Here is a 6000-nt window from a genome sequence, read left to right as displayed (position 1 = left end):
GCCAGCGTAGCTCAGTTGGCTAGAGCAGCTGATTTGTAATCAGCAGGTCGTGGGTTCGAGTCCCTCCGCCGGCTCATTGTAAAACCACCTAACTTTGTTAGGTGGTTTTTTTATGGAATAAACAGTATTTTACAGTAGGAAACAGCCATTGAAAAATAATTAAATAATATTGTAAAATTTATTTGCAGATTTAAAATTCATCTGTATATTTGCACCCGAAATGAGACGCCAGCGTAGCTCAGTTGGCTAGAGCAGCTGATTTGTAATCAGCAGGTCGTGGGTTCGAGTCCCTCCGCCGGCTCATCGTAAAACCATCTAACTTTGTTAGGTGGTTTTTTTATTTATAGCCAAAAAAAACGTCCCGTTGCTGTAACGGGACGTTTTTGTATTTATTCGAAATGTAGCGCTAAACTTGCTTATTTTTGACTTTTAATGGTATTTACATACTCCGTAAGTTTTTTACCGTATAGGGACTGAGCGACTTTTGGAGTCATTGACTTTTGAATTGTATCCAAGTATTTAATGTTGATGTCATAAATGTCAGATAAGGCAATATAAGGGGCGATTTCTGCATCTTTATGGTTAATGGCAAAGTTAGTAGCATACAAATATTTTCTTTTGATATTTGAATCTTGTTTGGCATTTATGCTGTCAATCGCTTGTGTATTCTTTCTTTTAATGGCATGAAACTTCTTCTCAATTAAATTTAAGTTTTCATCTTTAAATTTAGAATTGATTTTATTGTACTCCTCTAATAAATCTTGGTTTTTAGAGCCCGTTATTTTAGCACTTGAAAGATAAGAGTCAAGCGAAGTTTCAATAGTAATGGTTCCTGGTTCAGCAAAGAATAGAATGTTATTATCTAGTGAATTACTCACTCCTCTATCTAGAAATAAGTATAAAACTTCGGGTGATTTTAAATCAATATCACTTTCAAAAGTGGAATTACCATCAATTTTAATGGTGTCAATGGCTACTAAAGCGGTATCAACAACCCTTTGAATATATAAGGTTCCTGTTTTTAATCCTTTAATGTTTCCTGTGATATGCAGGTTAGCTTTTGATTCGTTTTTGTTACACGATGCTAAAAGAACAAGTGAAACGAATGCAATAATTGATTTTTTCATTGGTTATAATTTTTGCTGCAAAATAAAGAAAATAGTTGGAAAGATAAGGGCCTTATTTCTTGTAATTTTATAAAAAAAATCCCAATCTAGAAATAGATTGGGATTAGTATAATATTATTAAAGATTACCCTTTTAACCACGCTTCCTTAAGTGCGGTCTTAGTTGCATCGGTAGCCTTTAAAACCTCTTTTTCTTCGTATGGAAGCTTCACTTTACCTGTAAGCGTTTGAACTTTATCAGCACGTTTAATTTTAACTGAGATCATATCATTCTCTTTCCAGTTTTGACTTTCGCTAATCATGTCATAAATGTTATCTAAAGTATAGGCTTTCTCATTAATAGCTACAATAATATCTCCTCCTTTAAGTTGTAAACCATTAAAGAAATTATTTAATTCAATTTCTGGAATAACAATTATTTCTTTAGTTTGAGGATTAACAGTAATGTACGGTGTTTTACCTTTAAGGAAAACATTAGCAGGGAATTTTTCTAAAGATCTGGTCAAACCTACTTTGGCAAAATAGGTATCGTAAGGAATTGGTGTAGTTCCCTCAACATACGTATTTAAAAATGCACCTACTTCTGGATACGTTAGAGCAGTTATTTTTGCAAAAAGTTCGTCATCATTAAATGGTTTAGTAACGCCATATTCATCAGCTAATTTTCTCATAAGGTCAATAACACCTCTTTCTCCGTTACTCTTTTCTCTAATAATAATGTCTAAACACATTCCAATTAAAGAACCTTTTTGATATACATTGATGTATTGTGTTTTATAAGGCTCAGTTAAAACATTAGCACTCATTTTTGTGAATGACATGGTATCATTCATCGTATTCGCGCGTTCTATCTGAGTCGTTAGACGAGAGTAAAAATCTTCCTCCGTTATTAAACTCTGATTGATTTGAAATAGGTTCGAAAAGTACTCTGTAATCCCTTCGTACATCCATAAATGTTCGGACATTTTAGGTGTATTGTAATCAAAGTATTGAATTTCTTTAGAGTGAATAGTAAGTGGAGTAACGATATGGAAAAATTCATGTGAAACTACATCCATCATTGATTTTATTAACTCTTCTTTTGGCATTAACTCCGGTAAAACTACAGTAGTCGCAGTAGGGTGTTCTAATGCTCCAAAACCTTTGGCGTCATTATCCTTCATAGTAGAAAGGTAAAGCAATACGCTGTATTTTTTTGTTGCATTGGTCTTTCCTAAAAATGTTTTTTGCGCTGTCATCATCGTTTTCATTTCTGGAGTAATGCTTTCAGCAGTAAATTTTCCAGTAGGAGAGTAAACGCTAATTAATATTTCCATTCCATCTACAGTGAATGACGTATAATCAGGTTTTGAATACATGATTGGGTTTTCTACTAACTCAGCATAACGCGGTGTTTTAAAAACATCAACAGTTGCAGTATTGTCTAAATCTACCATAGAAGTTGCTCCCCATAATGTTTCAGGATGTGTAATTGTAACCTGGTAAGGCAAGTCTTTACTATCTTGAAAATAACCTACAAAACCATGCATGTTTAAAATGAAATTGGTATTAGCATCAATATTTGTTCCTGCCGGTGAAAAAATTTCATGAGTTCCTTCAGTATCAAAAGTATCGTTTACTAAATAGCTCACCTTAGCTAACTTCTTTGCATTTCTTATTAGCCATGTATTGTCATCCGTCTTTGAAACAACTAAAAGAGCTCCTTTGGAATCGTAAGCTTTAAAATCTTCAATATATTTACCGTAATCATCTACCGAGTATGTTCCTGGTACTATTTTAGGAATACTATAGCTAACTTCGTTAGTACTCATTTTTGGAGCAGTAACATTTACTAAAACTTTGTCTTCGTTGATGTCATTTAAATTGATTGCGACTTGAACTTCTTGTTTAACAGTTGCGCTAGTAATTGACGTAGTTGATTTACAACCCCAAAGCGCTGCGGTAATAGAAAATACAAATAATATTTTTTTCATTGGAATTTATTTTTGGTTATTAGACTGATAAAGCTTTTAATTGTTACATACAATGCTACTTTTTTTAAAGTTTAAACAAAAAAAAACACCCAGCGATTGAGTGTTTTTTGTTTAGTAGACTAGTCTAATTTATTTTTTATGTAATATTTACCATCCAAGTCTTCGTCAAAATCATCTATTTTGATTGGTTTGGGTTTGGGTTTATTTGCAGCTGCTTTCTTTTTCCACATCTCAAATTTTTCTGCGGGCATCTTTTTTTTCATGATTTCCAGAACTTCTTTCTCGGCTAGACCAAATTCTTTTTTGATAATTTCAAAAGGATTTTTTTCTTCTAAAGCCAATGTAACAAGTTTCTCTGTTTGTTCCCAGTTCAGTTCTTTGCGGTTACTCTTTTTCATCACGTGAAAATTAATTCAAATAGGTTTTAATGATTAATATAATTGATTCTAAATAAGATACCAATATTAATAAAAATAATAATTACTTCTTACCAAAACGGCATTTTTTTTTATAGCAATTAATTCTTTTCGATTTTTACCGGTTTTTGGAAAGGAATTTTCAATAAATTTTTAAGCTGATTATGCTCTTCTATTTTCATATGTGTGTCTACACCATAGATAATTTCTTCTTTAGGTAGTACCATAAAGGTTCCGAAAATTCGATCCCAAATTGAGAAAATATTTCCATAATTGCTGTCCGTGTACGGGAGTTTATAATGATGGTGTACTTTGTGCATATTAGGTGATACTATAAAGTAACTCAGTAGCGTATCTATTTTATTGGGTAACGAGATATTAGCATGATTAAATTGCGTGGCAATTACCGAGAGCGTTTGATACAAGAAGACCATCCACATAGGGCTTCCTACAATCAAAACTCCTAAAGTGGTAAACACAAATCGGATGATGCTTTCTCCAGGGTGATGTCTATTAGCAGTTGTCGTGTCTATCCAAGTGTCAGTGTGATGGATTAAATGAAAGCGCCATAAAAATTTAGTTTTGTGCTCCACTAGGTGTACCAGATAAGCACCTATTAAATCCAATAAGAGCAAACCAATTAGTGTGTAACTCCATAAAGGAATTTCAGGCAGCCATTGCAGTATTCCGAAATCATTCTCAATAGTCCAGTCGGCCGTTTTTAATAATATAAAAGCCAAAACAAAATTGATCACAATTGTGGTTAACGTAAGAAAAATATTAATACTAGCGTGATGCCATTTTTTATAGGTAAAATTAAAAAGAGGAAAAGCATTTTCGATTAACCAAAAAATGGTTATCCCGCTTACTAAAATCAAGCTTCTGTGCGACGAGGGAATAGTAGAGAAATAAGAAATAATATCATTCATGCTACAACGATTTATTTCAAAAATAGTCATTTTTATAAAGCAAACTATTTGATCAACAAATATTTCTAGAAATAAAGTGTGGTCTTATTTGTTTATTACTAACTAGTTAGCAATAAATATATTAGGAAATGAATCAAAATGTGCTCTTGCTCGCTGTGTGAACTAACTACTTAAAATTAGGTGTACAAATAGGCCCAATAAATCAATACAAGTTGCAGTGGCATTCTTAACAGTAAAGCCCATTTAGGAACGCCCATACGCGCTTTTGGATTTTGGTACATATAAATATGAGTAGGAAATACGGCTATTAATAAAGCTATTATTCCCCAGGCAGCATAGTGTGAAGTTTGCGGTAGTGCCAGAGTGACTCCCAAGAGAATTTCAGCAAAACCACTTAACTGATTAAGCATTTTTGGATTCGAAAAATAATCAGGAATAATCTTTTGATATAAACGCGGACTTCTAAAATGATTTAAACCTGCAATGGTATAGATGAATGCCATAAAATATAGATGCCATGGTAAGTTCATATTATTCTAAATTTGGTGTATGTACAGCGAATTTAAGATTAATTTGATGCAAACAGTCAATTTATGTGTTAATACGTTTATATTTAACATTCATTATAACAATCGCTAAAATAATGAGCACAATCCCTAACCATTGCGTAGTAGTTACATTTTCTCCTAAAAGGAAATAAGCCATCATCACAGATACAGGAAGTTCTAAAGCTGAAACTATACTACCTAAACCAATTCCTGTTAATGGAAAACCAGCATTCATCAACATCGGTGGAATTATAGTACCAAATAAGGCAAGTACAATTCCCCATTTTAAAAATATTTCAAAATTAAATGGCGCTGTTTGTGTAGCTATTGAAAAGCCAAAGACAATCACGGCACCACCTAAAAGCATATACAAACTACGTTGCGCCGACGAGATTTCGGTAGCAACACGGTTAGCCGTAAACATAGTTGTGGTAAATGAAGCCGCTGCAAGCATTCCCCACATGATACCGTGCCAGTCTAATTGTACCTCGTTTTGAATTAAATTAGTCGCTAGAACAGTTCCTGTCAAAACAATAATAACTGAAACTATTTTCTGTGTAGAAGGTACTTTTTTCTCTAAAATCATTTCTAGAATAACACCCATCCAAACCGTTTGCATCAACAATACAATCCCTATTGAAACTGGAATGTATTTAACTGCTAAATAGTAAAAAACACTAGTCATTCCTAGAGAAGTTCCTGCCAGCATTAATTGAAAAATATTTCGGCTTGAGGCCTTAACAGCCGTATTTTTATTTTTTGTTTTTTGGAACAAATTAATCAACAGAATTCCTAAGATTCCTAAAACAAACTGTGATGTAGTCACTTCGGCGGTGGTGTATCCTTCATTATAGGCCATTTTTACAAAAGTAGCAAGCATACCATAACTCGTTGCGCCAAATCCTACTAGAAAAACTCCTTTTAATACTTTATTTTCAATCATTTTTTTCAATTTAAAAAGCCGGCAAAGATAGGACTTAGATATGAATAACAAAGGGGCACTTAATT

The 6000-nt window shown here is 33.1% G+C and carries 6 protein-coding genes and 2 tRNA genes; 2 read left to right on the top strand and 6 right to left on the bottom strand.

Translation table 11 applies throughout. The features are described 5' to 3' along the window. Positions 1 to 74, top strand: a tRNA-Thr gene (locus ACEN2K_RS13735). Positions 75 to 227: 153 nt separating this feature from the next. After that, a tRNA-Thr gene (locus tag ACEN2K_RS13730) sits at positions 228 to 301 on the top strand. Positions 302 to 416: 115 nt separating this feature from the next. On the opposite strand, the gene ACEN2K_RS13725 is transcribed toward ACEN2K_RS13730, so the two are convergent. The 6 genes from ACEN2K_RS13725 to ACEN2K_RS13700 all read right to left on the bottom strand — a co-directional run bounded on the left by ACEN2K_RS13725 (position 417) and on the right by ACEN2K_RS13700 (position 5935). Continuing rightward, positions 417 to 1127: a DUF4369 domain-containing protein gene (locus tag ACEN2K_RS13725; protein WP_441759905.1), complete on the bottom strand. Its 711-nt coding sequence runs from the start codon at positions 1125 to 1127 to the stop codon at positions 417 to 419. 124 nt (positions 1128 to 1251) lie between these two features. After that, a complete protein-coding gene (locus ACEN2K_RS13720; protein WP_441759904.1) occupies positions 1252 to 3099 on the bottom strand; it encodes a M61 family metallopeptidase in 1848 nt (615 codons plus the stop codon). A 119-nt stretch (positions 3100 to 3218) separates the two neighbouring features. Then, positions 3219 to 3497, bottom strand: coding sequence for a DUF2805 domain-containing protein (locus ACEN2K_RS13715; protein ID WP_441759903.1), 279 nt, complete (start codon positions 3495 to 3497; stop codon positions 3219 to 3221). 119 nt (positions 3498 to 3616) lie between these two features. Further along, positions 3617 to 4444, bottom strand: a complete 828-nt coding sequence (locus ACEN2K_RS13710; RefSeq protein WP_441759902.1) for a sterol desaturase family protein — start codon at positions 4442 to 4444, stop codon at positions 3617 to 3619. Positions 4445 to 4620: 176 nt separating this feature from the next. Next, entirely contained in the window at positions 4621 to 4947 is a 327-nt protein-coding gene (locus ACEN2K_RS13705; protein WP_441759901.1) for a DoxX family protein, read from the bottom strand. 88 nt (positions 4948 to 5035) lie between these two features. Further along, positions 5036 to 5935, bottom strand: coding sequence for an EamA family transporter (locus ACEN2K_RS13700; RefSeq protein WP_441759900.1), 900 nt, complete (start codon positions 5933 to 5935; stop codon positions 5036 to 5038). Between the last annotated feature and the right edge of the window lie 65 nt (positions 5936 to 6000).

Origin of the sequence: Flavobacterium sp. W21_SRS_FM3, assembly GCF_052113625.1 — a bacterium.
GTDB lineage: Bacteria > Bacteroidota > Bacteroidia > Flavobacteriales > Flavobacteriaceae > Flavobacterium.
Note: the sequence above shows the minus strand (reverse complement) of the source record. Positions and strands in the feature narration are given on the sequence as shown.